This is a genomic window from Micromonospora craterilacus, assembly GCF_003236315.1.
GTDB classification, from domain to species: Bacteria; Actinomycetota; Actinomycetes; order Mycobacteriales; family Micromonosporaceae; genus Micromonospora; species Micromonospora craterilacus.
The window spans coordinates 1-24,733 of record NZ_POTY01000030.1; the positions used below are offsets into that span (position 1 = coordinate 1).

Annotated in this window: 24 protein-coding genes and 1 riboswitch; of the genes, 8 read left to right on the forward strand and 16 right to left on the reverse strand. The window is 72.2% G+C overall.

Going from position 1 to position 24,733, the window contains the following annotated elements:
• The coding region (locus C1I95_RS07450; RefSeq protein ID WP_199523642.1) for a DbpA RNA binding domain-containing protein at positions 1-292 on the forward strand (292 nt) is incomplete at its 5' end.
• 192 nt (positions 293-484) lie between these two features.
• Here the strand turns inward: C1I95_RS07450 and lon are convergent.
• Positions 485-2,821 (reverse strand): endopeptidase La, encoded by a 2,337-nt coding sequence (gene lon, locus C1I95_RS07455; RefSeq protein ID WP_111213035.1) that lies wholly within the window; start codon positions 2,819-2,821, stop codon positions 485-487.
• Positions 2,822-3,095: 274 nt separating this feature from the next.
• On the opposite strand from lon, the gene C1I95_RS07460 reads away from it, so the two are divergent.
• Positions 3,096-3,443: a histone-like nucleoid-structuring protein Lsr2 gene (locus tag C1I95_RS07460; RefSeq protein WP_111213036.1), complete on the forward strand. Its 348-nt coding sequence runs from the start codon at positions 3,096-3,098 to the stop codon at positions 3,441-3,443.
• A 219-nt stretch (positions 3,444-3,662) separates the two neighbouring features.
• Here the strand turns inward: C1I95_RS07460 and C1I95_RS07465 are convergent, their stop codons facing one another.
• Positions 3,663-4,949, reverse strand: a complete 1,287-nt coding sequence (locus tag C1I95_RS07465) for a hypothetical protein (protein ID WP_111213037.1) — start codon at positions 4,947-4,949, stop codon at positions 3,663-3,665.
• A 343-nt stretch (positions 4,950-5,292) separates the two neighbouring features.
• Positions 5,293-6,156, reverse strand: coding sequence for a PDDEXK family nuclease (locus C1I95_RS07470; RefSeq protein ID WP_111213038.1), 864 nt, complete (start codon positions 6,154-6,156; stop codon positions 5,293-5,295).
• A 141-nt stretch (positions 6,157-6,297) separates the two neighbouring features.
• Here C1I95_RS07470 and C1I95_RS07475 point away from each other — a divergent pair, with 141 nt between their 5' ends.
• The 3 genes from C1I95_RS07475 (at position 6,298) to C1I95_RS07485 (ending at position 8,249) form a co-directional block, all read left to right on the forward strand.
• The gene (locus C1I95_RS07475; protein ID WP_111213039.1) at positions 6,298-7,023 is read left to right on the forward strand and encodes a helical backbone metal receptor; all 726 of its coding nucleotides are present in this window, start codon (positions 6,298-6,300) and stop codon (positions 7,021-7,023) included.
• 137 nt (positions 7,024-7,160) lie between these two features.
• Positions 7,161-7,724 (forward strand): DoxX family membrane protein, encoded by a 564-nt coding sequence (locus tag C1I95_RS07480; RefSeq protein WP_111213071.1) that lies wholly within the window; start codon positions 7,161-7,163, stop codon positions 7,722-7,724.
• 144 nt (positions 7,725-7,868) lie between these two features.
• Positions 7,869-8,249 carry an FKBP-type peptidyl-prolyl cis-trans isomerase gene (locus C1I95_RS07485; protein WP_111213040.1) on the forward strand — a complete coding sequence of 127 codons (381 nt, stop codon included), beginning with the start codon at positions 7,869-7,871 and terminating at the stop codon, positions 8,247-8,249.
• 144 nt (positions 8,250-8,393) lie between these two features.
• On the opposite strand, the gene C1I95_RS07490 is transcribed toward C1I95_RS07485, so the two are convergent.
• The 5 genes from C1I95_RS07490 to pdhA all read right to left on the reverse strand — a co-directional run bounded on the left by C1I95_RS07490 (position 8,394) and on the right by pdhA (position 14,092).
• Positions 8,394-8,747: an STAS domain-containing protein gene (locus C1I95_RS07490; RefSeq protein ID WP_111213041.1), complete on the reverse strand. Its 354-nt coding sequence runs from the start codon at positions 8,745-8,747 to the stop codon at positions 8,394-8,396.
• Between the two features lie 173 nt (positions 8,748-8,920).
• A complete protein-coding gene (locus tag C1I95_RS07495) occupies positions 8,921-10,177 on the reverse strand; it encodes a L,D-transpeptidase (protein WP_111213042.1) in 1,257 nt (418 codons plus the stop codon).
• A gap of 287 nt (positions 10,178-10,464) precedes the next feature.
• Entirely contained in the window at positions 10,465-11,913 is a 1,449-nt protein-coding gene (locus C1I95_RS07500) for a dihydrolipoamide acetyltransferase family protein (RefSeq protein WP_111213043.1), read from the reverse strand.
• Positions 11,910-12,926: an alpha-ketoacid dehydrogenase subunit beta gene (locus C1I95_RS07505; protein WP_111213044.1), complete on the reverse strand. Its 1,017-nt coding sequence runs from the start codon at positions 12,924-12,926 to the stop codon at positions 11,910-11,912. Before C1I95_RS07505 ends, C1I95_RS07500 begins: the two co-directional genes overlap by 4 nt.
• Positions 12,926-14,092, reverse strand: a complete 1,167-nt coding sequence (gene pdhA / locus C1I95_RS07510) for a pyruvate dehydrogenase (acetyl-transferring) E1 component subunit alpha (RefSeq protein WP_111213045.1) — start codon at positions 14,090-14,092, stop codon at positions 12,926-12,928. Before pdhA ends, C1I95_RS07505 begins: the two co-directional genes overlap by 1 nt.
• Positions 14,093-14,196: 104 nt before the next feature.
• Between pdhA and C1I95_RS07515 the strand changes: the two genes are divergently transcribed.
• Entirely contained in the window at positions 14,197-14,703 is a 507-nt protein-coding gene (locus C1I95_RS07515) for an Lrp/AsnC family transcriptional regulator (RefSeq protein WP_111213046.1), read from the forward strand.
• A 39-nt stretch (positions 14,704-14,742) separates the two neighbouring features.
• Here the strand turns inward: C1I95_RS07515 and C1I95_RS07520 are convergent, their stop codons facing one another.
• The 3 genes from C1I95_RS07520 to C1I95_RS07530 form a co-directional block, all read right to left on the reverse strand.
• The gene (locus C1I95_RS07520) at positions 14,743-15,714 is read right to left on the reverse strand and encodes a DNA polymerase domain-containing protein (RefSeq protein WP_111213047.1); all 972 of its coding nucleotides are present in this window, start codon (positions 15,712-15,714) and stop codon (positions 14,743-14,745) included.
• A gap of 37 nt (positions 15,715-15,751) precedes the next feature.
• Complete coding sequence (locus C1I95_RS07525) at positions 15,752-17,071, reverse strand: acyltransferase family protein (RefSeq protein ID WP_146605660.1); 1,320 nt, start codon at positions 17,069-17,071, stop codon at positions 15,752-15,754.
• A 105-nt stretch (positions 17,072-17,176) separates the two neighbouring features.
• Positions 17,177-17,407, reverse strand: a complete 231-nt coding sequence (locus C1I95_RS07530; RefSeq protein WP_111213072.1) for a hypothetical protein — start codon at positions 17,405-17,407, stop codon at positions 17,177-17,179.
• 252 nt (positions 17,408-17,659) lie between these two features.
• On the opposite strand from C1I95_RS07530, the gene C1I95_RS07535 reads away from it, so the two are divergent.
• The gene (locus tag C1I95_RS07535) at positions 17,660-19,141 is read left to right on the forward strand and encodes a S8 family peptidase (RefSeq protein ID WP_111213049.1); all 1,482 of its coding nucleotides are present in this window, start codon (positions 17,660-17,662) and stop codon (positions 19,139-19,141) included.
• 51 nt (positions 19,142-19,192) lie between these two features.
• Here the strand turns inward: C1I95_RS07535 and C1I95_RS07540 are convergent, their stop codons facing one another.
• The gene (locus C1I95_RS07540; protein WP_111213073.1) at positions 19,193-20,032 is read right to left on the reverse strand and encodes a metallophosphoesterase family protein; all 840 of its coding nucleotides are present in this window, start codon (positions 20,030-20,032) and stop codon (positions 19,193-19,195) included.
• Positions 20,033-20,120: 88 nt separating this feature from the next.
• Positions 20,121-20,210: riboswitch (ZMP/ZTP riboswitch) on the forward strand.
• Positions 20,211-20,228: 18 nt separating this feature from the next.
• Here C1I95_RS07540 and C1I95_RS07545 point away from each other — a divergent pair.
• Positions 20,229-21,665: a glycine hydroxymethyltransferase gene (locus C1I95_RS07545; protein ID WP_111213050.1), complete on the forward strand. Its 1,437-nt coding sequence runs from the start codon at positions 20,229-20,231 to the stop codon at positions 21,663-21,665.
• A gap of 58 nt (positions 21,666-21,723) precedes the next feature.
• Here the strand turns inward: C1I95_RS07545 and C1I95_RS07550 are convergent, their stop codons facing one another.
• Genes C1I95_RS07550 through C1I95_RS07565 form a run of 4 tightly spaced genes read right to left on the reverse strand, consistent with a single transcriptional unit; the run spans position 21,724 to position 24,726 of the window.
• Entirely contained in the window at positions 21,724-22,506 is a 783-nt protein-coding gene (locus C1I95_RS07550; RefSeq protein WP_111213051.1) for a phosphotransferase enzyme family protein, read from the reverse strand.
• Entirely contained in the window at positions 22,503-23,153 is a 651-nt protein-coding gene (locus C1I95_RS07555) for a histidine phosphatase family protein (RefSeq protein ID WP_111213052.1), read from the reverse strand. The genes C1I95_RS07550 and C1I95_RS07555 overlap by 4 nt, the downstream gene beginning before the upstream one ends.
• Positions 23,057-23,914, reverse strand: a complete 858-nt coding sequence (locus C1I95_RS07560; protein ID WP_111213053.1) for a phosphotransferase — start codon at positions 23,912-23,914, stop codon at positions 23,057-23,059. Before C1I95_RS07560 ends, C1I95_RS07555 begins: the two co-directional genes overlap by 97 nt.
• Positions 23,911-24,726: a class I SAM-dependent methyltransferase gene (locus C1I95_RS07565; RefSeq protein WP_111213054.1), complete on the reverse strand. Its 816-nt coding sequence runs from the start codon at positions 24,724-24,726 to the stop codon at positions 23,911-23,913. The genes C1I95_RS07560 and C1I95_RS07565 overlap by 4 nt, the downstream gene beginning before the upstream one ends.
• Positions 24,727-24,733: the final 7 nt, after the last annotated feature.

The following is a 24,733-nucleotide window of genomic DNA, read 5'->3' on the forward strand; positions in this document are numbered from 1 at the left end:
GTACGAGGGCCGGGGCGAGCGTCGACCGGCGCGTCCCCGCAGCAGCGGCACCACCCAGGTCTTCATCGGCCTGGGCCGGCGGGCCGGGGTACGCCCGCAGGATCTGGTGGGGGCGATCACCGGGGAGACCCGGATCAGTGGGCGGGACATCGGCTCGATCGAGATCGCCGACCGGTTCTCCCTGGTCGAGGTGCCGATCGCCGTCGCCGACGAGGTGATCGCCGGGCTGCGCAACAGCACCATCAAGGGCCGCAAGGCCACCGTACGCCGCGACCGCGACGACCACCGCTGAGCCCGGCTGAGGTGTAAGGAAGGGTCCCTTCTTAACGCCTCAGGTAGAGAAGGGAACCCTTCTCACCGCGCTGCGCACCAGATACGGCAAACCGGCGCCGCCCGCAAGGGACGGCGCCGGTTGCCGGTGAGTTCTGTTAGTAGGGGCCCCCGGCTATACGCCAGGCGTTAACAAGGGGCCCTTCCTTGCACCTCAGGCAGCGGTGAGGCGCTGGTCGCCGAGGGAGGCCGGGTCGATCTCGGCCGGGCGCAGTGCCAGGGCGAGCACGTCGGCGACGTCGGCCAGGGTGTGCACGGTCAGCGCCTCGCGTACCTCGGTGGGCAGGTCGTCGAGGTCCGGCTCGTTGCGGGCCGGGATGATCACCTCGGTCAGGCCGGCCCGGTGCGCGGCGAGCAGCTTCTGCTTCACCCCGCCGATGGGCAGCACCCGACCGGAGAGCGTCACCTCGCCGGTCATCCCGAACTCGGGGCGTACCGGCCGGCCGCTGGCCAGCGACGCGAGGGCGGTGACCATGGTGATGCCGGCGCTGGGGCCGTCCTTGGGCACCGCGCCCGCCGGTACGTGCAGGTGGATCCGCCGCCCGGCGAGGGCGTTCGGGTCCAGGCCGAGCCGGCGGCCGTTGGCGCGCAGGTAGGAGAGCGCGATGTGCGCCGACTCCTTCATCACGTCGCCGAGCTGACCGGTCAGGGTCAGCCCCGGCTCGCCCTCCATGCTGGTCGCCTCGATGAACAGCACGTCTCCCCCGGCGCCGGTGACCGCCAGGCCGGTGGCCACGCCCGGCACCGCCGTACGCTCCGCCGACTCCGGCGTGTGCTTCGGCCGGCCGAGGTAGCGGACCAGGTCGTCCGCGCCGACCCGGACCGGCGTCGGGTCGTCGGTCAGGGTCACCGCGACCTTCCGCATGATCTTCGCGAGCGCCCGCTCCAGCTGCCGTACGCCGGCCTCCCGGGTGTACTCCCCCGCGATGCGGCCCAGCGCCGAGGAGTCGACGTCGACCTCGTCGGCGGTCAGCCCGGCCCGCTCCCGCTGCCGGGGCAGCAGGTGGTCCCGGGCGATGGCCACCTTCTCGTCCTCCGTGTAGCCGTCCAGGGTGACCAGTTCCATCCGGTCCAGCAGCGGGCCGGGGATGGCCTCCACCACGTTGGCGGTGGACAGGAACAGCACGTCGGACAGGTCGAGGTCGACCTCCAGGTAGTGGTCCCGGAAGGTGTGGTTCTGGGCCGGGTCGAGCACCTCCAGCAGGGCCGCGGCCGGGTCGCCGGCGTACCCCACGGAGAGCTTGTCGACCTCGTCGAGCAGCACCACCGGGTTCATCGAGCCGGCCTCGCGCAGCGCCCGGACGATCCGGCCGGGCAGCGCGCCGACGTAGGTGCGCCGGTGACCCCGGATCTCGGCCTCGTCGCGGATGCCGCCGAGGGAGACCCGGACGAACTTGCGGCCGAGGGCCCGGGCGACGGACTCGCCGAGGCTGGTCTTGCCGACGCCGGGCGGGCCGGCCAGGGCCAGCACCGCGCCGGAGCCGCGACCGCCGACCACGCCGAGGTCACGCTCGGCCCGCCGGTTGCGCACCGCCAGGTACTCCAGGATCCGGTCCTTCACGTCGGCCAGGCCGGCGTGGTCGGCGTCGAGCACGGCCCGCGCCGCGGCCAGGTCGGTGTTGTCCTCGGTACGCGTGCTCCACGGCATCTCCAGCACCGTGTCGAGCCAGGTACGGATCCAGCCCGCCTCCGGGGAGGCGTCGCTGGCCCGCTCCAGCTTGCCGACCTCGCGCAGCGCCGCCTCGCGTACCTTCTCGGGCAGGTCGGCGGCCTCGACGCGGGCCCGGTAGTCGGCGGAGCCGTCCGGGGCGTCCTCGCCGAGTTCCTTGCGGATCGCGGCGAGCTGCTGGCGCAGCAGGAACTCCCGCTGGGACTTCTCCAGCCCCTCGCGGACCTCGGAGTTGATCTGCTCGGTGACCTCCTGCTCGGCCAGGTGGTCCTTGACCCAGCCGACGAGCAGTTCGAGTCGGGTGGTGACGTCCGGCGCGGCCAGCAGTTCGGTCTTCTGCGCCAGGGTGAGCCACGGCGCGTAGCCGGCCGAGTCGGCCAGCTCGGAGAGGTCGGTCATCCGCTCCACCGCGTCGATGACCTGCCACGCGCCGCGTTGCTGGAGCACGGAGGTGACCAGGGCGCGGTATTCGCGGGCGAGTTCCCGGGCCTTGCCGGCCGGGGCGGGTTCGTCGATCTCGGTCGCCTCGACCCAGAGCGCGGCGCCGGGGCCGGGCACGCCGGAGCCGATGCGGGCGCGGGCGAGGCCGCGGATCACGGCGGCCGGCTCGCCGCTGGGCAGCCGGCCGACCTTCTCGATGGTGGCGATCGCGCCGACGGAGCCGTACTCGCCGTCCAGGCGGGGTACGGCGAGCACCTTGTGGTCGCCGGTGGCACGGGCCGCGTCGACCGCGGCCTGGGTGGTCGGGTCGAGGGTCACCGGGATCACCATGCCGGGCAGCAGCACGGCGTCGGTCAGTGGAAGTACCGGAAGAGTTGCCATCGAACACCTGCTATCGCATTGAGTTGAGCGTGTCTGGCTCAAGTCCCCGCGGAGCATCATTGTTCCTCGGTGTGACCCAGGACACGAAACGGCCCGGGTGGGAGTCGCCGAACGGCCGGGCCGACGTCGGCGCATCTCCCCGCGATGCTGCGGAATCGGGATTTCGACGCCACGCAAAACGCGACCCACCGAAAGGCGTGGCTTTTGTTGCGCAATTGCCGGGCGATGAGTCAAACTTTGACCACACCCCGCCGAACACAGGGAGTAATCGACGATGGCGAGAAAAGTAATCACGGTGCTGACTGACGACCTCGACGGCGGAAAGGCCGACCGGACGGTCGAGTTCAGCCTGGATGGCGTGGCCTACACCATCGATGTCTCCGATGAGAACGCGGGTGTGCTGCGCAAGGCGCTGGATCCGTTTATCAATGCTGGTCGGCGACTCGGCCGTGGCGGCGCCGAGACGGCCCGCGGCCCCCGCCGAGTCCCCGGTTCGGGGACCCCGGGAATGAACCGCGAGCAGAACCGCGCCATCCGGGAATGGGCGGTCAGCAACGGCTACAAGATTTCCGAGCGGGGTCGCATCCCGGTCGAGGTGGTCGAGGCGTACAAGAACCGCTGAACTGCGGACACGCAGATCTGGCCCTGATTGAACCTTCTTCAACCTGAACCGCGCGGCGCGCACGCGCCGCGTCCGACCTTGCGGTCCGTAGGACCGGTAAGGGGAGGTTGAAGAAGGTTCACTGGTCACGCCATGAAGTCGAAAGGGCACCCGGCGGAACGCCCGCGAACAGGCCGCGGGCCGTCCGGAACCGATTCCGGACGGCCCGCGTTTCCTGCGTCAGTTGACCTGGATTCGCACCACGTCGAACGCCGGGGTCTGGTTGGCCCGCTCCATCATCGGAATGCGGTGTGAACCGTCACCGGCCCAGATCGCGCACTGGGCGGTGCCGGACTCCGGCAGACCCGGGACCTGGATGGTCACCTCGTCCGGCTGGGCGCCACCGCCACCGTCCTCGGTGGCCACGAAGAAGGCCGGCACCGGCTGCGGCTCCGGCGCCTCGTTCAGGCTGCCCAGCATCCGGCAGGCGCTGTGGAAGTGGCCGCGGGTCAGGCCCTGGTCGTTGAGCAGCGAGCTCTCCAGGTAGTAGCCGCCCTGGCCGGCCGGGAGGAAGCGGTCCCGAATCAGGTTGCGGGTGCTGACCCGGAGCGTGAAGCCCTCATTGCGGTTGATCTGCTGCGGGAAATCGGTGATCAGCAGCGTGGGGTTGTTGGCTGCGGCACCGACCTCACCGAAGGCGGTGCTGACGCAACGGTTGCCGTTCTGGAAGCCGTCGTGCGGCTGCAGCTGGCTGTTGTTGCAGTTGTTGGCCAGCACCTCAAGGCCGTTGTTACCGCCGTTGTTGTTGCCCCCGCCGTTGTTACCGCCGCCGTTGTTACCGCCGCCGCCGTTGTCGCCGCCGTTGTCGCCGCCACCGTTGTTGCCGCCGCCGTTGGTGTTGTCAACCGGCTGGACCTGGCAGGTGGCCAGATTGGCGAGACCGCGCGGCCGCGGGCCGAACCGGTCGATGGCGATGGTGATCCGGTCGAGGGTCGCCCGGCGCTTACTGGCCAACGGGTTGAGGATCGCGTTGCGGATGAACGCCTGGCCCTTGTTGCCCTCGGCGGCGAGTCGCCGGTCCGCCTCGGTGATCTGGGTCTGCAGCGCGTTCAGGTTGCGGTCCACCTCGGCGCGGGCCCGGTCCGGCACCTGGGGCAGCCGGCTGACCACGTCCGGGCAGGCCACGGCCAGCGAGCCGGCGGTCGCGCCACCGGTGCCGGTACGCGTCTCCTGGCACTCCTCCACGGACTGCTGCCCGTCACCCCAGTGGTTCGTCACCCAACGGCCGTTCTGCCAGGTACGGGTGGTGGTGGCGCCCCGGGCGGTCGGCGCGGTGGCGCCCGGGCTGGGCTCCACGCAGGCGGCCGCCACCGGCTTGGGCTGCTTGTTCGGCCGTCGGTCACCGGCCGACGAGATCTGGGTCACGGCGACGACGGCACCGAAGACAGCAAGCGTGGCGCCAACGGCCAGAAGTCGCTTGGTCCGGGTGTTACCAGATGGTCGGCGCGACCGGGTTGACCTGCGCATCGAATTGCTCTCCTTCTCGATCCGGTACCTGATTCGTGACTCGACGGACCGAACGGAATCGTGGTGGCACGTTCGACGAGGACCGTCCGAACGCACCGATGGCACGTCGACGAACGACGATGCCCTTTCCGCACCGTCTCCCGCCCCTGCCGGTGCGGGTTGGCGAGATCCTGTCCATTCCCGGTGAGGTACGGACCCGCCTCGACGGTGGTTCAAAGAGAGGTGACTTTTTTTACGACGGCCTCGACCGCCGGTGACGCGGGAACAGAACGACGCCGAAACACCACCGGTGGTGACCGGCCGAGCGCCGAACGCTCGCACCGGTCAAGGACGGCCGCGTCGGTCAGGCCTCGCAGAGATGGTCGTAGCCGAATCCGTCCACGAGTTCGTCGCGGCGGTCCCGCAGTCGCCGGATGTCGTCGAGCAGATCCTCGCGACGCCGCAACGCCGGTGCGGCAGCCTCCGGGGTCCGCAGCCGGTCACCGATCGCGAGCGCGGCCAGGTCCTCGGCGAGCCGGGCCGGGTCGACCCCGCAGGAGATCCGGTACGGGTGCAGCGACACCCGCTCCACCAGGCACTCGCCCGGGCGCACCTCGACCCAGCTCCAGCCCTCGGCCGGCCCGTCCGTCCACTGCACGTGCAGCCCACGCAGGATCGGGTCCGCCAGCCGCCGCGCCACGTACGCCTCGACGGCATCGGCCCGGGCGAGCGCCCCGAGGTCGTTCACCGCACCGGTCCGCCCGTCGGGCAGCCGGCCCACGATGTCGCGGAAGCCGACGTCCGGCAGCTCCGACCCGGCGGCGGCGCCGTCGGCGTACCGGCGGGCGTCGATCACGTACCCGACGATCTGCGGGCCGTGCTCGGCGGCGCGCAACGTGGCCGAGGTGATCCGCAGCACCGGCAGGCCGACGGCGGCGGTGACCGCCTGCATCATCCGCTCGGCCCGCCGGCCGGCGGCGTCGGGCATCGGCGGCCGGAACTCGACGGCGAACCCGGGCCGGCCGGTGTCCGCCGCGCAGACCACCAGGTCGAGAACCGTGCGGCTGGCGGTGTTCCACTGGTGCCCGGTGATGCCCGGTGGGCGGCGCCGGACCAGTTCGCCCAGGCGCAGGCCGGGGTGCACGCGCAGCCCCGCCCGAACCAGCACGGGGTCCCGCCCCGCGTCGGCCGGGATCGTCGCCAGCCAGGAGTCGTCGCCACCGGTCATCGTCGTATCCACCCAATCCTGCCGCCGACCGACCGAGTCTAGGATGACGATCATTTCGGCCGACTCCCCCGGTGGGGCCATCCCGACCACCCTGGGCCGGCGGCGGGTCCGACGGTACGGTCGGGCCGAGGAGGTGGACGGGTGCGGGTGGTGTCGCTGGTGCCGTCGCTGACCGAGGCGGTGGCGGTGACCCGGCCCGGGCTGCTGGTCGGCGCCACCGACTGGTGCACCCACCCGGCCGACCTGGACGTGCCTCGGGTCGGCGGCACCAAGTACCCCGACCTGGACCGGATCCGCGCGCTGCGCCCTGACCTGGTCCTGCTCAACGTCGAGGAGAACCGGCGGGAGGACGCCACCGCGCTGGCCGCCGCGGGCGTGCCGGTCCGGGTGACCTACCCGCGCACGGTGGACGGGGCGCTGACCGAGCTGGCCGATCTGCTCCGTGACCTGGGCGCGCCGGCGGAGCCCGACTGGCTGGCCGACGCCCGGCGGGCCTGGGCCGGGCTACCGCGGACGCCGGTCGCCCGGCGCGCGGTGGTGCCGGTATGGCGTCGCCCCTGGGTGGTGCTCGGCGCCGACACCTTCGCCGGCGACGTGCTACGCCGGCTCGGGGTGTCCAATCTGTACGCCGACCAGCCGGACCGTTATCCCCGGCCCAACCTGGCACAGCTGCGCGCCGACGCACCGGACCTGGTGGTGCTGCCGGACGAGCCGTACCGGTTCACCCGCGACGACGGGCCGGAGGCGTTCCCGGGCATTCCCTGCGCCCTGGTGTCCGGGCGGCATCTGACCTGGTACGGCCCGTCGCTGGCCGAAGCCCCCACGGTGCTGGCCGGCCAGCTCGCCGACCCGGTCCTCGCCGACTGACGTCGGTCCCGGGGTGGACGGGTCCAAAGTCCCGCCCCGGCCCGGCCCGGTGGCCCTGCCGGCACCCCGCCCTGCGGGCGTCCAATGAAGGTGCCACCGGGACAGCGGTGCGGAGCACAGGAAGGGACGTGGACATCATGACCGCGATGATCGAGCGGAACATCGCCGGCATCAACACCCCGGCGGCCGAGACCGTCCGGGAGCGGACCATCCGGGAGCGGGCCACCCGCTACCTGCTCGCCGGGCTTCGCCTGGCGCTGGGTTGGATCTTCCTCTGGGCCTTCCTGGACAAGCTGTTCGGCCTGGGGTTCGCCACCGAGGCGAAGAACGCCTGGCTCAACGGGGGCAGCCCCACCAAGGGCTTCCTCACCTTCGGCGCCGCCGGCCCGTTCCAGGGGTTCTACCACGGCATCGCCGGTGCGGCCTGGGCCGACTGGCTGTTCATGATCGGTCTGGCGGCGATCGGTACCGCGCTGATCCTGGGCACCGGGGTGCGCCTCGCCGCCGCGGCCGGTGGCCTGCTGCTGGTGCTGATGTGGACGGCCGTCCTGCCGCCCGCGAACAATCCCTTCATGGACGACCACCTGGTCTACGCCGGGGTGCTGGCCCTGCTCGCGGTGACCAACGCCGGCGACACCTGGGGCCTGGGCCGCACCTGGGCACGGCTGCCGATCGTCCGGCGGTTCGGCTGGCTCCGCTGACCTGATCACCTCCCCCGCGCGGCGGGCGTCACCACCGGTGACGCCCGCCGCTCCAGCACCTCCGACGCGGCCCGGGGCACCACCGGCCGGCATAGGATCCGGCAGAATTGTGCTGACCGAAGCCGACGTCACAGGAGAATCCACATGAACCAGGCAGCGAGCAAGCCCGAGATCGGTCCGATCGAGGGTGCCCCGCCGGCCGACCTCGTGATCGAGGACATCACCGTGGGCGAGGGCCCGGAGGCCCAGCCCGGCCAGGTGGCCCGCGTCCACTACGTCGGGGTCTCACACTCCACCGGCGCCGAGTTCGACGCCTCCTGGAACCGGGGCGACGCGTTCGAGTTCCCGCTCGGCGGTGGCCGGGTCATCGCCGGCTGGGACCAGGGCGTGGTGGGGATGCGGGTCGGGGGTCGGCGCAAGCTGACCATCCCGCCGCACCTCGGCTACGGCAGCCGGGGCGCCGGTGGCGTGATCAAGCCCAACGAGACCCTGGTCTTCGTGGTCGACCTGCTCGGCGTCCGCTGATCCGCGAGTCCGGCGCCGGCCCCCGTGCCCGGCGCCGGACTCGTCGCCGGTACCGACCTGCGGTACCGGCAGCTCATGCCGCCGGAGCTGACCATGGCACCCGCCGCGATGCGTCGCCGGCACCGAGGGCGCCGGGCCGACGCATCACACCGCCGCGAGCAGTCGCTCGGGTGCCGCGCCGGCGACGACCGGCATGACCCGGCGGAGGCCGGTGGCGCGCAGCACCCGCTCCACCACCGGCGGCGGATCCACCAGCACCAGCTCGCCGCCCTGGGCCCGCACCCACAGCCGCGCCGCGACCAGCGTGCGCACCCCGGCCGCGGAGAGCACCCGGACGCCGGAGAGATCGACCCGGAGCTCCGGCCGGGCCGGTGCCGCCCAGAGCGCGGCCCGGAACGCGGCGACGGTGGCGATGTCGACCACGCCGACCGCGCGGACGCACACCGCGTCGTCGGACACGCTGGTCTCGACGTGGAACCGCTCCTCGCGCTCTCGCATGAGACGAACCTATCGCCCGGCACCGACACTTCCACCCTGCCGCGAGATGGTTCCGGGTAAGCCCAGGGCAGGACCCTCAGGACCCGCACATCCACCCTAGGGACGATCCCGGGCCGGCAGAGCGACGCCGGGCCGGTCCGTGACGGACCAGCCCGGCGCGTACGTTCTCCCGGTCAGCCGCCGCTGGCGGACGGTGCCGGCTCGGGCGAGCCACCGGCCACCGCGCCCGGGTCCGGCGCCTGGGTCGGGGTGGGCTTCAGCCCGGGCGGCACCGGCAGCGCACTGCCCTTGGCGAACTCGTCCCAGCTGACGTTCCAGGCCGTCCAGCCGTTGCCCTCGTCGAGCTTGACCTCGGTGCCCTTCACGGTGACCAGGTCGCCGACCTGGGTGATCCCCATCAGCCAGTCGGCGTTGGCCGCGGAGAGGTTGGTGCAGCCGTGCGACACGTTGGTGTACCCCTGGTCCCCCTCCGACCAGGGGGCGCCGTGGATGAACTCGCCACCCCAGGTGAGCCGCTGCGCGTCCTCGACGTCGACCACGTACGGGTCGGCCGAACCCGTCGTGTCGAACGTGGTGAAGTCGTGCTTCTCCATGATCACCATCTTGCCGCTGGAGGTCGGCGTGCTCGGCTTGCCCAGGCTGACCGGCAACTTCTTCAGCAGCTTGCCGTCCTGGATGACGGACATCTGCTTGCTCGCGTTGTCGATCTCCAACTCCACCTGTCGGCCGATCTTCGACGTCGCCCGCCGGTCGGCGTCGCCGACGCGCTCCTTGCCGATCGGCAGGCCCTCCAGCGCCGCCCGGACGTTGATCGTCGTGCCAGGTCGCCAGAAGTCGGGTGCCCGGTAATAGACCTGGCTACCGTCGCCCACCCAGGACCAGGTGCCCGGCTGCGGCGGATCCGTCTTCACGAACAATCGCCGCTGCACATCCGTCCTGGCCTCCTTCGGAATTGGCGGGTCGAAGGCGACGGTTACTGGCATCGCGGTACCGTACGTCCGATTACCGGCGAAATACATCGTGCTGGTGATAGCCTGTTTCGACGATTTCGGCTGGGTCGTGAAGGTTGTCTTACGGGTGACGGTCTTCCCCGAGTCGCCGGTCGCGGTCACCTCCGCGGTGTAGGTGCGCTTCGGCTGCAGCGTCTTGCTCGGCACCCACCCGGATCCGTCCTCACGCGGCTCCGCGTCGACCGTCGCGCCCTTGTCGTCGGTGATCCGTACGGCGGTGACCCGCCCGTGCTTGACGACGGTACCGATCTCCCCGCTGATCGGCACGTCCCGCGTCCCCTCGGCCGGCGTCACCGCCAACTCCGGGGTGGCCCGCCCCGCGGGCCCGGCCTCCTTGCGGTCGCTCGTACACGCGCCGAGCGCCAGCGGTGCCGCTGCGACGGTCACCGCCAGCAGCGCCAATCGCCCCCTCAACTCCATGATGCGTCCCCCCGTTTATTGCTCCGTCCTCCTCCGCCACATTCTCTCCAGCACCGCAGCGACGGTTACGCAATTTCCGAAAGAGCGCACACATTTCACAGAAGACGTTTCTCCGTAATCGCACCGCAACGACCGGCAAACGCCTCCCAACGCGGTCCCGGGCGGTAGCCGGCGGGCTGCGATCCGGTGTCCCGGCTCGCGCCATTCACGACCCGGTGTGGCGGAGGACACGAAAGCGCGCCCGGCGTCCTGTCCTGGACGCCGGGCGCGGGGATCTTCCCTGCGGATCAGACGGCGGCGATCAGCAGCGCCGGCTGCTCCACACAGTCGGCGACGTGCCGTAGGAAGCCACCGGCCACCCCACCGTCGCAGACCCGGTGATCGAAGGTGAGGCTGAGCTGCGTCACCTTGCGCACCGCGAGCTGGCCGTCGACCACCCACGGCTTGTCCACGATGCGCCCCACGCCGAGCAGTGCCGCCTCGGGGTGGTTGATGATCGGGGTGGAGCCGTCGACCCCGAACACCCCGTAGTTGTTGAGCGTGAAGCTGCCCCCGGTGAGCCGGGCCGGCGGCAGTTCACCCGCTCGGGCCGCCGCGGTGGTGGCCGCCAGCTCGGCGGCCAGTTCCGCGGTGGTGAGCCGGTCGGCGTCGCGCAGCACCGGCACGACCAGACCGCGGTCGGTCTGGGCGGCGATGCCCAGGTGCACCCCGGCGGACTGGATGATCCGCTGCCCCTCGGTGTCGACCCGGGCGTTGAGCTGCGGATAGCGACGCAACCCCGACAGGCAGATCCGGGCCAGCAGAGCCAGGATGCTCACCGGCCGGTCCGGGTGGGCCGCGTTGATCGCGGCCCGGGTCTCCAGCAGGGCGGTGGCGTCGGCGTCCACCCAGATGGTCACCTCGGGGATCTCCCGCCGGCTGCGGGAGAGCTTGTCGGCGATCGCCTTGCGGATGCCGGTCAGCGGGATGACCACGTCCTGCGCGAGCCCGACCTGCCCCGCCGGCTGCGCCGGCGAGGCCGCCGGCAGGTCCGGCACCACGGCGAGCCGAGCCGCCGAGCCCGCGGTACCGGCGCGCGCCGCGTCGGCCAGGGCACCGGCCGCCGCCTCCACGTCGGCGCGCCGGACCACGCCGCCGGGGCCGCTGCCCCGCAGGGTGCTCAGGTCCACGCCGTGTTCGCGGGCCAGCCGCCGCACGATCGGCGAGATGACCAGTGCCGGCACCGCCGGCGCGGTGTCCGGCACCGGCGCCGCCAGCACCGGCGCGGGTGACGCGGCGGGCCGGGACACCGGGCCGGCGTGGGCCGCCCCGGCGGCCGGTGCAGTCGCCCCGGGCGCGTGCGCGGCGGGCGCGAGCCGGGACCGGCGGCGCCGGCGCGAGCCGCCGTGGCCGGTGCCGTACCCGATCAGCACGTTGCCCGAGCCGGCCCGCTCCTCCTCGCGGTAGACGGCGTGCCCGGCGGGTTCGGTCGCGCCGGCGCCGGCGCCGTCGGCGACCGGCTCGGCCACCGTGATCAGCGGCTGGCCGACCGGGCGCGCCTCGCCCTCCGCGCCGTGCAGGGCGACGACCCGGCCGGCGTACGGGCAGGGCACGTCAACGACGGCCTTGGCGGTCTCCACCTCGACCACGGTCTGGTCCACGGTGACGATGTCGCCGACGGCGACCCGCCACTGCACGATCTCCGCCTCGGTGAGCCCCTCGCCGAGGTCGGGCAGCAGGAAAACGCGCTCGCTCATGCCGCGCTGCCCTCGGTCAGCCAGCGCGGGTCCGGCTGGTCGTCCCACTGCAACCGGACCACCGCGTCGAGCACGCGGTCGACCGAGGGCAGGTGGGTGTGCTCCAGCATCGGCGCGGGGTACGGGATGTCCAGCCCGGAGACCCGCAGCACCGGGGCGTGCAGGGCGTGGAAGCAGCGCTCCTGCACCCGGGCGGCGATCTCCGCGCCGACGCCGGCGAAGCCCTGCGCCTCCTGCACCACCACGCACCGGCCGGTGCGCCGGACCGAGGCGGTGACGGTGGCGTCGTCGAACGGCACGATGGTGCGTACGTCGACCACCTCCAGGTCCCAGCCCTCCTCGCGGGCGGCCTCGGCGGCCTCCAGCGCGACCGGGACCGCCGGCCCGTACGCGACAAGGGTGGCGTCGCGTCCGGGCCGGCGGACGACCGCCCGGCCGAACGGCTCGGTACGCGCCGAGAGGTCCGCCTCGGCGCTGGTGAAGTAGAGCTTCTTGGGCTCCATGAAGACCACCGGGTCGGGGTCGTCGATCGCCTCCCGCAGCAGCGAGTACGCGTCGGCGACGGTCGCCGGGGTGACCACCTTCAGCCCCGGGGTGTGCGCGTAGTACGCCTCGGAGGAGTCGCAGTGGTGCTCCACCCCGCCGATCCCGCCGGCGTACGGCACCCGGATCACCATCGGCACGCTCAGCGCGCCCCGGGTCCGGTTGCGCAGCTTCGCCACGTGCGAGGCGATCTGCTCGAACGCCGGGTACGCGAACGCGTCGAACTGCATCTCGACCACCGGGCGCAGCCCGGACATGGCCAGCCCGACGGCGAAGCCGACGATGCCGGCCTCGGCGAGCGGGGTGTCGAAGCAGCGCTTGTCGCCGAACCGGGCCTGCAATCCGTCGGTGATCCGGAAGACCCCACCGAGCTGCCCGACGTCCTCACCGAAGACGACGACCCGTTCGTCGTCGAGCATCGCGTCGGCGAGCGCGGCGTTGAGGGCCTTCGCCATGGTCATGGTGGCCATCAGGCGTCCTCCTCCTGCGCGGCGGCCAGCTCGGCGCGGACCTGCTCACGTTGCTCGACCAGTTGCGGGGTGGGCTGCGCGTAGACGTGCTCGAAGAGGCTCAGCGGGTCGACCGTGGGCTGGGCGTTCATCCGTTCGCGCAGCTGCGCGGCGTACGCCTCGGCCTGCTCGGCGATCTCGGCGACGGCCGCGTCGTCCAGCACGGCCTGGGCGCGCAGGTAGGTCTCCAGCCGGGCGATCGGGTCCCGGTCCCGCCACGCCTCGACCTCGTCGGCGTCCCGGTAGCGGGTCTGGTCGTCCGCGTTGGTGTGCGGCTCCATCCGGTAGGTGTGCGCCTCCACCAGGTACGGGCCCTTGCCGGCCCGGGCGTGCGCGACCGCCCGGTTGAGCACGGCCAGTACGGCGACCGGGTCGTTGCCGTCGACCTGCTCGCTGGGCACCCCGTAGCCGACGCCCTTGTAGGCCAGCGTGGGGGCGGCGGTCTGCCGGGACAGCGGCACGCTGATGGCGTACCGGTTGTTCTGCACGAAGTAGACGACGGGTGCCTTGAACACGGCGGCGAAGTTGACGCCCTCGTGGAAGTCGCCCTCGCTGGTGGCGCCGTCGCCGATGAAGACCATGGCCACGGTGTCCCGGCCCTGGTACGACTCGCCGTAGGCGAGGCCGGCGGCGTGCACGCACTGGGTGGCGAGCGGGGTGCACTGCGGGGCGGTGCGCCGCTCGGCCGGGTCGTACCCGCAGTGCCAGTCGCCGCGCAGCAGGGTGAGCACCTCGACCGGGTCGATGCCCCGGGCGGTCAGCGCCATCGACTCGCGGTAGGTGGGGAACACCCAGTCGTCGTCGCGCAGCGCGAGGACCCCGCCGACCTGGCAGGCCTCCTGGCCCCGGGAGGACGGGTAGACGGCGAGCCGGCCCTGCTTGGTCAGCGCGGTGGCCTGGGCGTCGAAGCGCCGGCCGACGACCATGCGCCGGTACATCTCGCGCAGCGCCTCGACGGGCGGCTCGGGGTAGTCGGCCCGGGACGGCAGCGGCGTGCCGTCCGGGCTCAGCAGCCGCACCGGGTCGGCCTGGGGTAGCAGGCCGGCGGACGGGTCGGGCGCGGCCGGGGTGGCCGGCTTGCGCTTCCGCGGGGATGCCCTGCGGGCCGCCTGGGGGGTGGTCGTCACGGCGGAACCTCCTGGACGTGTGGTGGCCCTATGCTCCTGGTGTCGGATGATTGACTCAAGATCCCCGGTGAACGCGGGATGAATGGCACCGAAGGGAGACCGCGATGGGCCAGGAGACCGCCGAGGGGCCGGGCCTGCGGGGTGGAACGGGACGATCGGCCACCGCCCTCGACGAGGTGGACCGGCGCATCCTCGACGAGCTGGCCCGCGACGGCCGGATCTCCATCCGTACCCTCGCCGACCGGGTGCACGTGTCCCGCACCAACGCGTACGCGCGGGTGGAGCGGCTGCTGCGCGACGGGGTGATCACCGGGTTCGCCGCGCGGGTCGCCCCGGAGCCGGCCGGGCTGGGCACCTCGGCGTACATCGCGTTGACGATCCGCCAGGACACCTGGCGGGAGGTCTCGGCGGAGCTGGCCCAGGTCCGCTACGTCGAACACGTCGCGCTGCTCAGCGGCGAGCACGACGTGCTGGCCCTGGTCCGGGCGCCGGACAACGCCACGCTGCGGGACGTGGTGCTGGACCGGGTGCAGCACATCGCCGGGGTGCTGTCCACCCGCAGCTGGCTGGTCTTCGAGGAGTACCACGGGGCACACAGCCCGTGGGCCTGACCGGCGCCGGGCCGCCGGCCGCGCCGTACCGCGGGCGGCTCAGCGCTCGGGCGGGGCGGCCAGGCCCTCCCGGTCGGCCAGCTCCAGCAGCGGGTCCAGCGAGAAGCGCCGCCCGTCCAGGCCGGCGTGCGGGTCGCCCCGGTCGGCGAACCGGCCCGGCATGGTGGTGACGTCGAAGTCCTCCGGCCGGACGTCGTCCAGCTCGGCCCAGTCCAGCGGCGCGGAGACCAGCGCCGCCGGGGTGGGCCGGATCGAGTACGCCGAGGTCATCGTGTGGTCCCGTGCCATCTGGTTGTAGTCGACGAAGACCGGCCGGTCCCGCTGGTCGCGCCACCAGGTGGTGGTGACCAGGTCCGGGCGGCGGCGCTGCATCTCGCGGCCGAGCGCCAGCACGGCGCGCCGGCAGTCGCCGAAGCTCCACCGGGGTTCGATCGGGACGTAGACGTGCAGGCCGCGCCCGCCGGTGGTCTTGGGGTAGCCGGCCAGGCCCAGTTCGTCGAGAAAGCCGTGCACCTCATGCGCCACCGGCACCACCTGGTCGAAGCCCACGCCGGGCATCGGGTCCAGGTCGATCCGCAGCTGGTCCGGCCGCTCGACGTCGGCGCGGTTCACCGGCCACGGGTGGAAGCGCAGCGTACCCAGGTTGACCGCCCAGATCACCACGGCCAACTCCCCCGGCGCGACCTCGTCGGCCGTCCGGCCGCTGGGGAAGGTGATGTGCGCGGTGCCCACCCAGTCGGGCGCGCCCGCCGGCACCCGCTTCTGGTAGAACGCGTCGCCCCGGTTGTCCTGCCGGGTGGCGATGGTCGCACCCTCGAAGACCCCGCGGGGCCACCGTTCCAGCATGGTCGGCCGGTCCCGCAGCGCGCGCAGGATGCCGTCACCGACGGCCAGGAAGTAGCGCACCACGTCGAGCTTGCTCAGCCCCCGCTGCGGGAAGTACGGCTTGTCCGGGCTGGAGACGCGGACCAGCCGCTGCCCCACCTGGATCTCCTCGGCCGCGGTCGCCACGCCTGAAGGGTACGACGAGCTGGCCGGCGTGGACGGACTACCGACCGGCGCCGAGCCGTGGGAGTTCATCGGTCGGCGCGTCCACCGCCGGCCCCGGCCGTTGGGCGACGACGCCCGACCGGCCGCCGGGATCCCGGTGCCCGCCCGCCGCGGCCCGAGGCGCGACGGTGGGCACCGGCGGGCGGATGAGCAGCGCCGGGGTCCAGTCCTTGAGCCGCAGCGCGGGCCGCTCGACCAGCTTCCAGGACAGAAACGCGGCCGCCCAGGCCACCGCCACGGACAGCAGCACGAACGGCCCGAGGCCCCAGCGGCTCCAGCCCAGACTCGCCATCACCTGCTGGCCGATGAACCCGTAGATGTAGATGCCGTAGGAGTAGTCGTTGCGGCGGCCCACCGCGTGCAGCCGGCGGGGCATCCGCACCGACAGCCAGATCAGCAGGTACGCGTAGGCCGGCAGGCCCAGCACGGCGAAGCCGCCGAGCAGCAGGGACAGCACCAGCACCGCCGCCGAGCCGAGGCCCAGCAGGTCGTTGACCGGCACCCGGTCCCGGTAGAGGTCGAAGCTCGCCCCGAGGGCGAAGAGGAAGCCCAGGTAGAGCAGCCAGTGGAAACTGGCGCTGCCGAGCAGCGGCAGCTCGACGCTCCCGCCGATCTTCTCGGCCGGGCCGCTCCACCGGCCGCTGCTCCACCAGCTCAGCGCGACCGCCGCGTAGAGGGCGAGCGTCAACGCCACCACGAACCGTCGGGCCTGGCGCAGGACGGCGGTCACGGCCAGCAGGGCCACCGCGAGGTAGCAGAGCATCTCGTACTTCAGCGACCAGAGCGCGCCGTTGAAGACGCTGTAGCCGACCTTGCGTCCCCACGGTGTGGTGTCGACCAGCAGCCCGTCGATGCCGTACTGCCGTACGCCGGTCCACCAGTTCGCCTGGGCGTAGGCCAGCGGACCACCCCGCTCCCACGGGTTGTCGAAGAACCCGCTGACGGTGCCGTTCTCGCGCAGCGCCACCAGCGGCGCCACCAGCAGGGCGGTGACCAGCAGACACACCCACAGCGCGGGGAAGATCCGCAGGCCACGGTGCCACAGGTAGCGGCCCAGGCTGGCTCGGCGGGCGCTACGGGTGATCAGCAGCCCGGAGAGCACGAAGAAGCCGAACACGGCCATCGTGCCGACGTTGGTCTGCCCGCCGAACAGGTGATGGCCCAGGTCGCTGGCGCCGAAACCGAGAGGTTTGGCGTGTGACGCGACGACGGCGAGGGCCAGCGCCAGCCGGATCAGCCCGATGCCGTTGCTGCGTCCGGAGAGCAGGTCCGCCAGCGTGCCCCGGGACCGGGCGAGCCCGGCCAGCGTCTTTCCCATCGAGCGCACGCTACCAGCGGCAACCGCGACCCGAAGATCAACCGCGCCGGTCAGCAGGCGGACCGGGAGGGCAACGTCCCACCCGGTCCACCGCGTACGCGCAGGTCAGCCGTTCCCTCGCTGGATGCGCCCGGCGAGCATCTGCTTGCCCTGCTCGCCCGCCTTGCGGTTGTTCTCCTGCATCTTCCGGAACCAGTTGGCCAGTTCCGCATCGCCGCGCGCATCCGCGTCGGCGATGTACGTCTCCAGCCGCCAGATCTGTTCCAACGACATCTGCAGTGCATGGATCAGGTCGTAGTTGGCGTCCTTCACCGGACTCGCCGGCTCCTTCACCATGGTGGCCACGGTTCACCTCCCAGATAGGTACCTCGGGCGCGGGCCGCGTACCCGGGCCCGGCACCGGCACACGCGACGGGGCCGAACACCTACGAAAGTCGCGAACCACCGGCGACGAAATATGACACCCGGGATGTAACAACACATCCGGCCGGAGCGCTGGAGTGGGCAGGACGGGCATCCTGCCCGCCGCCGGGCCGCCTCCACGAGGGGTGACGACGCCCGACGGAAACCAGCCCCCTGGGAGTCCGTGTGAAGAACCTCCGTCGCAAGACACTCGCCGCGGCGTCCGTCGTGGCGCTCGGCGCCGGCTTCGCGTCCGTCGCCGGGTCCCCGGCCACCGCGTCGGCCACCGGCCCGGAAAGCACCTTCCTGGTGCTCGCCCCGCAGGGGGGCAAGGCCGACCGGGCGGTGGCCCGGATCGCGGCCGCCGACGGCACCGTGGTGGCCAACTACCACCAGATCGGCGTGCTCGTCGCCCGCTCGGCCAACCCCACCTTCGTCACCGACGTGGCGGGTGCGGGCGTCGAGTCGGTGGCGTCGACCGCCGGCCTGGGCACCGCCCTCAACGAGGGCGACACGATCGAGCTGACCGCGGCCGAGATCGCCGCGGCCACCGGCGACCCGACGGCCGAGCCGCTGTACGGCCAGCAGTGGGACATGCCGATGATCGACCTGCCGCGGGCCCACGCGGTCACCACCGGCAGCCCCGACGTGGTGGTGGGCGTGCTGGACAGCGGCATCTCCAGCAGCCACCCCGACCTGGCGACCCAGATCGCCCGGGACAAGAGCGCCTCGTGCCTCGGTGGGGTCGTCGACACCGCCGAGGCGGCGTGGAACCCGACCACCTCCGACCACGGCACCCACGTGGCCGGCACCATCGCCGCCGCCCTCAACGGCATCGGCGTCACCGGGGTGGCGCCGGGGGTGAAGGTCGCCGCGGTCAAGGTCGTCGACAACGAGGGCTACATCTACCCGGAGGCGGCGGTCTGCGGCTTCATGTGGGCCGCCGAGCGCGGGATGCAGCTGACCAACAACAGCTACTACATCGACCCCTGGCAGCTGAACTGCCGCAACGACGCGCGCCAGCGCCCGGTGTGGCAGGCCGTGCAGCGGGCGATCCGCTACTCGCAGAACAAGGGCGTGCTCACCGTCGCCAGCGCCGGCAACTCCAACTTCGACCTGGCGCACAAGTTCGTCGACTCCGGCAGCCCGAACAACGGCACCCCGGAGGTACGCGACATCAACGGTGCCTGCGTGGTGCTGCCGGCCGAGGCGCCCGGCGTGGTGACCGTCTCGGCGGTCGGGCCGACCGGGGAGAAGAGCTACTACTCGTCGTACGGTCAGGGCGTCATCGACGTCACGGCGCCGGGCGGTGACAGCCGGATCCGGACCCGTGGCGCGACCTCGACGACCGCCGACGCGATCCTGTCGACCACCTTCAACACCGTGACCCGGACCAACGGTTGGGGCTGGAAGCAGGGCACCTCGATGTCCGGCCCGCACGCCGCCGGCGTCGCGGCGCTGGCCCTGTCCGCTCACCCGGGCATGCAGCCGGGGCAGCTGGCCTCGTTCCTGGCCCGCACCGCCGTCGCCCAGCCCTGCCCGGCGGGCGTGTACGACCCGGTCCCGCTGATCCCGACCGGGGCCGACTACACCGCCACCTGCAAGGGTGGGGCACGTAACGGCTTCTACGGCGCGGGCATGGTCAACGCGTACCACGCGGTGCAGTAACGCCACCGGTGGGGTCCGGCGTCCGACGCCGGGCCCCACCCCTCGCCGGCCTCAGCCGGCCGGCAGGATCCGGCGCCAGGCGGGCGGCACCGGTCGGGGCCGCCACTCCCGCGGGTACCCGACCGACACCTCCTCGAAGCGCACCCCGTCGTGCCAGGTGGTGCGGGGTATGTGCAGGTGGCCGTAGACCACCGCGGCGGCCCGGAAGCGCCGGTGCCAGTCGGCCGTCGCCTCCGTGCCGCACCACTGGGCGAAGATCGGATAACGCAGGATCCGGGTCGGCTCCCGCACCAACGGCCAGTGGTTGACCAGCACGGTCGGCAGGTCGTCGTCGACCTCGGCGAGCCGCCGTCCGGTCTCGGCGACCCGCTGCGCGCACCACGCCGACCGGCTCGGGTAGGGGTCGGGGTGCAGCAGGAACTCGTCGGTGCAGACGATCCCGGTGCGGTACGCCTCGGCGAGCGCGGCCTCCGGGGTGTCCAACCCCTCCGGGCGCCAACTGTGGTCGTAAAGCAGGAACAGCGGCGCCACCCGCACCGGCCCGGCCGGCCCCCACCAGACCGGATACGGATCCTCCGGCGTCAGCACGTCGAGGCGGCGGCACAGCTCGACCAGGTGCTGGTAGCGGTCCACGCCGCGCAGCCGGACCGGGTCCGACGGCGGGGTCCACAGCTCGTGGTTGCCGGGTGCCCACACCACGGTGTGGAAGCGATGCCGCAGCAGGGTCAGGGCCCACTCGATGTCGGCCACGGTGTCGCCGACGTCGCCGGCGACCAGCAGCCAGTCGTCCGGTGACTCCGGCCGCAGCCCCGTCACGACCGCCCGGTTGGCCGGGTGCCCCACGTGCAGGTCGCTGATCGCGAGCAGACTTCCCGCGCCGTGGCCCGCCATGCGCCGATCGTAGGCGGGCCGCGGGGCGCTGGCGAGGGGCGCGTACCGGCCGGTGCTCGGGGCGACGGACACCGGACCCGGTAGGATCGGCGGGGGCCGTGACTGGCGCGTGAGGATGGAGCACCATCGGGAAGCGGTCCCGTCACGAGGACGCACGCCGAGCGCCTGGGCCTTCCGCACGTCATCAGGAGGTCGCATGTCGCCGAACGCCGAGTCCACCGCCTTCCGCAGCGCGCTGGAGGTCATCCGTGCCGTCGAGCCGCGGGTCGCCGACGCGATCGGGGCCGAGCTGGCCGACCAGCGCGAGTCGCTCAAGCTGATCGCCAGCGAGAACTACGCTTCGCCGGCCACCCTGCTGGCCATGGGCAACTGGCTCAGCGACAAGTACGCCGAAGGCACCGTCGGCCGCCGGTTCTACGCCGGCTGCCAGAACGTCGACACCGTCGAGGCGCTCGCCGCCGAGCACGCCCGGGAGCTGTTCGGCGCGGCGCACGCGTACGTGCAGCCGCACTCGGGCATCGACGCCAACCTGGTGGCGTTCTGGGCGATCCTGGCCGACCGGGTGGAGTCCCCCGCGTTGAAGCGGGCCCAGGCCCGGCACGTCAACGACCTGACCGAGGCGGACTGGTTCGCGCTCCGCCGGGAGCTGGGCGACCAGCGGATGCTCGGCATGTCGCTGGACGCCGGTGGGCACCTCACCCACGGTTTCCGGCCGAACATCTCCGGCAAGATGTTCGACCAGCGCAGCTACGGCACCGACCCGGCCACCGGGCTGGTCGACTACGACAAGGTCGCCGAGGCGGCCCGCGAGTTCCGGCCGCTGGTGCTGGTCGCCGGCTACTCGGCGTACCCGCGGAAGGTCAACTTCCGGATCATGCGGGAGATCGCCGACTCGGTCGGCGCCACCTTCATGGTGGACATGGCCCACTTCGCCGGCCTGGTCGCCGGCAAGGTCTTCACCGGCGACTTCGACCCGGTGCCGCACGCGCACATCGTCACCACCACCACCCACAAGTCGCTGCGCGGCCCCCGTGGCGGCATGGTGCTGTGCGGCCCGGAGCTGGCCGACCAGGTGGACCGGGGCTGCCCGATGGTGCTCGGCGGGCCGCTGCCGCACGTGATGGCCGCCAAGGCGGTGGCCCTCGCCGAGGCGCGCCGCCCCGACTTCGCCGACTACGCCGGGCGCATCGTCGACAACGCCAAGGCGCTGGCCGAGGGGCTGCTGCGCCGGGGCGCCACGCTGGTCACCGGCGGCACCGACAACCACCTGGTGCTCATCGACGTCACCGGCTACGGGCTGACCGGCCGGCAGGCCGAGCAGGCGCTGCTGGACTCGGGCATCGTCACCAACCGCAACGCGGTGCCGCAGGACCCGAACGGGGCCTGGTACACCTCCGGGATCCGGATCGGCACGCCCGCGCTGACCACCCGGGGCCTCGGCTCGGCGGAGATGGACACCACCGCCGAGCTGATCCACACCGTGCTCAGCCAGACCACCGCGGGCGCGAACCCGGACGGCACCGCCTCCAAGGCCAAGTACGTGCTCGACCCCGCCCTCGCGGACAAGGTCAGCCACCAGGCGAGCGAGCTGCTCACCGGCTTCCCGCTCTACCCGAGCGTCGACCTGGGCTGAGCTGAGAGAGTGTCGGTGCCGGGCCGGCGTCCGGCCCGGCACCACCTCTTCCGCTAGGTCATCGTCGAAAGCGCCTGCCCCGCGTCAGCGTGTCGACATACGAGCAGTGTTCCAGCACCTCGTGATCGACTTCGGTGAGCTGGCCGTACTCGTCGAGGAAACTGTCGCGCAGGTCTGGGCGGAGGGGCCAGATGCGGGTGGCGAGGCGTACGAGGTCGCGGGTGGGCAGGTCGTAGCGGCTGTGCTCGAAGTCGATCAGGCGAACAAGGCCGTCGTCACCGTAGATCATGTTGCGGGGCATGAAGTCGAGGTGGCACGGCAGGGTCGGTAGCGGTGCGAGGTCTTGGAGGGCTCGCATGTGGACGCCTACCTCGGCGCTGAAGTCGGACGTGATTCGGTCTCCGGCCTGGTGGATCCAGTACTCGGCGCGTTGGGCGAGCCAGGCTGTCCAGTCCGGTTTCAGCTGCGGAGGTCCGGCGGCGTGGAGCGCCTTGAGTAGCCGCCCCGCCTGGCGGTAGGCGTCCTGCTCGGCGTCGGAGTCGAGCGTTCGCTGGTTGAGCGGGACCCCAGGCACGGCGGTGATGACGATCGCGGGCGGATCGTTAGCGGTCGCGAGTAGGCGGGGCGCCCGGTCGCCGAGGGCCGGAACCCAGGTCCGGTAGGCGTGTACCTCCTGCATGTGCCGTTCCTGGCTGCGGTGTGGTTTGACGATTACCTCTCCGTGCTCCGCGGTTGAGGCACGGAGTACGTGGGTGCCCGCGTGGCCGGGGTGCCAGGTGACGGGTACTGCGCCGGCGCCGAGGAGGCGCCGGCAGAGTTGGAGGAGGTCGTCGCTGCTCATTGCCCGGTTTCGAGGTGGCGGGTGTCGTTGTGGGCAACAAGTTGCCAGATGGTGCGGCCGAACCGGTTGGTTGGTTGCTGCCACCTGGTGACGGAGGCATGGTCGGTGACGAAGCCGAGCCGCAGGCAGGCGCCCCGGGGGAGTTCGAGGAGGAGGTTGTTGGCCGCCTCGGTGGTCTCGCCGTGGGCGGCGATGAGGATCCGCTGGCCCTCGTGCCGGGCGAGGACCCGCTGTAGGACTTTGGTTGCCCGGTCGAGGTATTGGTTCCAGGCCTCGGACCCGTCGGCGTACGGAACGTCGGGGGCGTGTTGGGGTGGGCCCTGAAAGGCGGTCTTGACATCCGTCCACGGGCGGCCATCGGCGTCGCCGTGGTCAGGCCCGCGAAGTTCCGACTCCAGGGTGGGCGGTAGGTGGAGGGCCTGAGTGATGATCTCGACGGTCTGGGCCACCCGGAGTCTGGGCGTGGAGTAGAAGGCCGCGTACGGTCGGGCTGTGTGCTCGGCGGCCAGGCGGGCAGCGAGTCGGGTGACCTGGCGGCGTCCCCGGTCGGTCAGTCCGGTGCAGCCGTGTTCGCCGCCCACGATCCCGGCGACGTTGCAGGCGGCCTCGCCGTGGCGGGCGATGACGAGTTCGGTGGTTGGGGCCATCGGCAGGGCTCCTTTGGAGGAGGCAGGTCGGCGCGGAACGGGTCGGGCCAGGGCCGGACGGTGGGCCAGGGGTGTTGGTATCCGTTGGTGCCGAGGTACCTGAGAGTCAAGAGGTGGTGTAGTTCGGCGTACTGCCGCAGCTCGTCAAGGTCGCACCGGTTTGGTGCGATGGCGGTCCGGTAGGCGTCGACGCAGCCCGTCAGGGTGGATTGGTCCAGGCGGCCGTACGTCATGGAGGCGGTGACGAGTAGTCCGGCCAGGTCGTAGCCGAAGGGGGCGAGAGTGAGGTCGTCGAAGTCGACGACGGCGACGTCTTCTCCCTCAACGATGTAGTTGCGGACGTTCGGGTCCTTGTAGAAGGCTGGTGGCTGGCCAGCCCGGTCGAGGATGGCGTCGAGCGCGGTCAGGTCGGCGTCCGTGACGTGGGCAGCACGGTGCAGCGCCTTCCGACGCGGTCCGGCGAAGTCGGGAAGCACCAGCCCGGTCGGCGTGGTGTGAGGTTGGTCGAGGCGTGCGGAGTGCAGCTCTCTCCGGTAGGCGGCGTCGTGCAGCCGGCCGAGCGCGGACGCCACGCGGGGTAGGTCCGCCACCTCGGGTGTCCGGCCTGGTAGCGGTTCGAAGACCAGGTGGCGACTGGTCCGCGTGCCCAGATGCGGGAGACGGACCCCGGACTCCAGTCCGGTGAGCCAGTCGTGGTGGGCCGCCGCTGCCGAGCAGCGTTGCGGGTCGTCGTACCGCTTGATGAAGAGGTTGCTGGTCACGGCCGCGCCGCCAGGGCGTAGCTGACGGTGGATCGGGTCAGGTAGGGCGGCGCCGGTAGCCGTTTCCGGAGGATCGCGGCGAGTTCGGCCGGTCCGCAGGCCGGGCGAATCCGGTACTTCGGCGTCGTGGCGAGGTATCGGGCGAGGTGCGTGACGTCGGCAAACTGGAAGACTTGTTCCTCGTGTAGGACGTCGAGGACCGTGAGGTGGGTGGCGGTGACGTCGAGCAGGTTGCGGCTGTGGAAGCGCTCGTAGAGGCTCGGCCGGCGGGTGGCATCGGGGTCGAGGTCGGCGGTTTGGACGAGTTGGTCGAGTTCGGTGTAGCTGTCCAGCGACTTGGTCGCCAGGACGGCGACGCCTCCGGGGCGGAGGCAGCGGGCGATCTCCGCGACCGCGGCGGCCGGTGTGGGCGTGTGATAGAGGCAGAACGCGGCTACCGCCGCGTCGGCCAGCGCGTCGGGCAGCGGCAGGTGGTGGAAGTCGGCGCAGACTGCCGCGCCAGTGCCGCTGGCCTCGGCCAGCCGGGTACGGGCGGTGGCCAGCAGCGCGGCCGAGGCGTCGACAGCGATGAGGCGTCGGGGGCGGAGACGGTCGGAGATGCGGAGGGTGGTGGTGCCGCGTCCGCAGCCGATATCCAGCACGACCGCGCGGGGTGGGGTGCGCTGAGCGACCAGGTCAACGATGACTTCGGCAGCGTCACGTCCGGCGATCTTGGCTTCGTGTAGTGTGCGGGTGCGCTCCGCGAGCCGGCCGCTGGATCGGTAGAGGTCACCGCGAACCAGATCTGGATCAAGGAACGGGTTAGCCGACATGGGTCGC

Bases quoted from the DNA above. Each gene is read 5' to 3' on its own strand.
- C1I95_RS07555 (WP_111213052.1), bottom strand. From the start codon at position 23,153: ATGGCCCCAACCACCGAACTCGTCATCGCCCGCCACGGCGAGGCCGCC.
- C1I95_RS07460 (WP_111213036.1), top strand. From the start codon at position 3,096: ATGGCGAGAAAAGTAATCACGGTGCTGACTGACGACCTCGACGGCGGA.
- C1I95_RS07565 (WP_111213054.1), bottom strand. From the start codon at position 24,726: ATGTCGGCTAACCCGTTCCTTGATCCAGATCTGGTTCGCGGTGACCTC.
- C1I95_RS07505 (WP_111213044.1), bottom strand. From the start codon at position 12,926: ATGGCCACCATGACCATGGCGAAGGCCCTCAACGCCGCGCTCGCCGAC.
- C1I95_RS07480 (WP_111213071.1), top strand. From the start codon at position 7,161: ATGACCGCGATGATCGAGCGGAACATCGCCGGCATCAACACCCCGGCG.
- C1I95_RS07545 (WP_111213050.1), top strand. From the start codon at position 20,229: ATGTCGCCGAACGCCGAGTCCACCGCCTTCCGCAGCGCGCTGGAGGTC.
- C1I95_RS07470 (WP_111213038.1), bottom strand. From the start codon at position 6,156: ATGACCGGTGGCGACGACTCCTGGCTGGCGACGATCCCGGCCGACGCG.
- C1I95_RS07525 (WP_146605660.1), bottom strand. From the start codon at position 17,071: ATGGGAAAGACGCTGGCCGGGCTCGCCCGGTCCCGGGGCACGCTGGCG.
- C1I95_RS07515 (WP_111213046.1), top strand. From the start codon at position 14,197: ATGGGCCAGGAGACCGCCGAGGGGCCGGGCCTGCGGGGTGGAACGGGA.
- C1I95_RS07485 (WP_111213040.1), top strand. From the start codon at position 7,869: ATGAACCAGGCAGCGAGCAAGCCCGAGATCGGTCCGATCGAGGGTGCC.
- C1I95_RS07490 (WP_111213041.1), bottom strand. From the start codon at position 8,747: ATGCGAGAGCGCGAGGAGCGGTTCCACGTCGAGACCAGCGTGTCCGAC.
- lon (WP_111213035.1), bottom strand. From the start codon at position 2,821: ATGGCAACTCTTCCGGTACTTCCACTGACCGACGCCGTGCTGCTGCCC.
- C1I95_RS07465 (WP_111213037.1), bottom strand. From the start codon at position 4,949: ATGCGCAGGTCAACCCGGTCGCGCCGACCATCTGGTAACACCCGGACC.
- C1I95_RS07550 (WP_111213051.1), bottom strand. From the start codon at position 22,506: ATGAGCAGCGACGACCTCCTCCAACTCTGCCGGCGCCTCCTCGGCGCC.
- C1I95_RS07495 (WP_111213042.1), bottom strand. From the start codon at position 10,177: ATGGAGTTGAGGGGGCGATTGGCGCTGCTGGCGGTGACCGTCGCAGCG.
- C1I95_RS07530 (WP_111213072.1), bottom strand. From the start codon at position 17,407: ATGGTGAAGGAGCCGGCGAGTCCGGTGAAGGACGCCAACTACGACCTG.
- C1I95_RS07500 (WP_111213043.1), bottom strand. From the start codon at position 11,913: ATGAGCGAGCGCGTTTTCCTGCTGCCCGACCTCGGCGAGGGGCTCACC.
- C1I95_RS07540 (WP_111213073.1), bottom strand. From the start codon at position 20,032: ATGGCGGGCCACGGCGCGGGAAGTCTGCTCGCGATCAGCGACCTGCAC.